We start from the raw sequence: 1,533 nt of genomic DNA, 5'->3' as shown, positions 1-1,533 counted from the left end.
GGCCGAACGCCCATCGACGCGCTCAAGGACTGGCATCGCCAGAAACCAGAAATCTTCAAGAAACGACCGTATAATCACGCGGGATGTGACATCTAAGGGCAGAAGGATCACTCAAATGACCGACAAGAACGCGTATATCGAAAAAGCCAAGGCGAAGATCGATCAATGGAACGCCGAGATTGACAAGATGAAGGCGCAGGTCGACGAGTCGAGCGCAGACGCGAAGATCGAGGCGCAGAAGCAGCTTGACGAGGCGCGCGCGCAGCGTGACGAGGCCGAGGCGAAGCTGAAAGAGATGCGCGAAGCCAGCGATGACGCCTGGGACGACATGAAGGCGGGCTTCGACAAGGCCTGGGACAGCATCTCGGGCGCCTTCGACAGCGCCATGGCCCGCTTCAAGTGAGGACATGCCGATGACCTTCCTCGATACCCTGCGGGCGGCGGGGCTCGCCGCTCTGCTCGCCATGCCCGCCGCCGCGCAGGAGACGGACGCGCTGACCACCGCCGATGAGGTCCGCGCGGAAATCTCGGACGCGATGGACGCCATAGCGGCCTATTCCCAGCAGGAGCGCGACCAGGCGCTGACCGAGGCGCGCGAGGCGCTGAACCAGCTCGACGCCGAGATCGAGCGGCGCGAGCAGGCCCTGCGCGAGAACTGGTCGGAGATGTCCGACGCCGCGCGCGCGACCGCCGAAGCGCGGCTGCGTGACCTGCGGCAGGCGCGCAATCGCCTCGGCGAGCGCTACGGCGCGCTGGAGTCCGGCGCGAGCAGCGCCTGGGACGAACTGAAGACCGGCTTCTCGGACGCCTGGGGCGCCTTTTCAGAAGCGTGGAGTGCGGCAGACGAGGACGCCTCCAACAAGTGACCGTCCGGCCCATGCCGCCTGCGCAAGGTTCGCGGGCGGCGAAGCATCGAACCGAAACATTTCTGTAGAAGCACCATGGACACAGCCCTTTGGATCGTCGTCGCGGCGGCGCTTCTCACCGCGATCATGACCGGCGTCGGCGCGCTGCCTTTCCTGTTCGTCAAGAAGGTTGGCGACCGGACGATGGGCTGGTCGAACGCCGCCGCCGCCGGGCTGATGCTGGCCGCCAGCCACAGCCTGATCGCCGAAGGCGTGTCGCTTGACATCACGCTGACGCTGGTGGGCGTGCTTGCGGGGCTGGGCGCGATCGTTCTGGCCGACAGACTCCTGTCTGGCGCGGGCGACGTGGAAGTGGCCGACTTGCAGGGCGCAGGCGCGGCCAAGGCGCTCTTGATCCTGGGCATCATGACGGCGCATTCCTTTGCCGAGGGCGTGGGCGTCGGCGTGTCCTTCGCCGGCTCCGAGGGGCTCGGCGCCTACATCACCACGGCCATCGCCTTTCACAACGTGCCCGAGGGGTTGGCCATCGCGTTGGTGCTGGTGCCGCGCGGCTCACCCGTCTGGAAGGCCGCGCTCTGGGCGATCTTCACCAGCCTGCCGCAGCCGATCATGGCCGCGCCCGCGTATCTGTTCGTCGAAACCTTCCGACCCTTTCTGCCCGTTGGCC

3 protein-coding genes are annotated in these 1,533 nt (G+C 66.5%); all 3 read left to right on the top strand.

Translation table 11 applies throughout. The features are described 5' to 3' along the window. Positions 1 to 115 precede the first annotated feature (115 nt). Positions 116 to 403 (top strand): sll1863 family stress response protein, encoded by a 288-nt coding sequence (locus tag BMW66_RS19820; protein WP_093120888.1) that lies wholly within the window; start codon positions 116 to 118, stop codon positions 401 to 403. Between the two features lie 10 nt (positions 404 to 413). Next, positions 414 to 866 carry a sll1863 family stress response protein gene (locus BMW66_RS19815; RefSeq protein ID WP_093120887.1) on the top strand — a complete coding sequence of 151 codons (453 nt, stop codon included), beginning with the start codon at positions 414 to 416 and terminating at the stop codon, positions 864 to 866. A 75-nt stretch (positions 867 to 941) separates the two neighbouring features. After that, positions 942 to 1,533: ZIP family metal transporter (locus BMW66_RS19810; protein WP_093120885.1), on the top strand; the 592-nt coding region annotated here is incomplete at its 3' end.

Source organism: Salinihabitans flavidus (assembly GCF_900110425.1).
GTDB lineage: Bacteria > Pseudomonadota > Alphaproteobacteria > Rhodobacterales > Rhodobacteraceae > Salinihabitans > Salinihabitans flavidus.
Note: the sequence above shows the minus strand (reverse complement) of the source record. Positions and strands in the feature narration are given on the sequence as shown.

What these genes read in the sequence shown, in the direction of transcription:
- BMW66_RS19820 (WP_093120888.1), top strand. Translation starts at nt 116, where the DNA reads ATGACCGACAAGAACGCGTATATCGAAAAAGCCAAGGCGAAGATCGAT.
- BMW66_RS19815 (WP_093120887.1), top strand. Translation starts at nt 414, where the DNA reads ATGACCTTCCTCGATACCCTGCGGGCGGCGGGGCTCGCCGCTCTGCTC.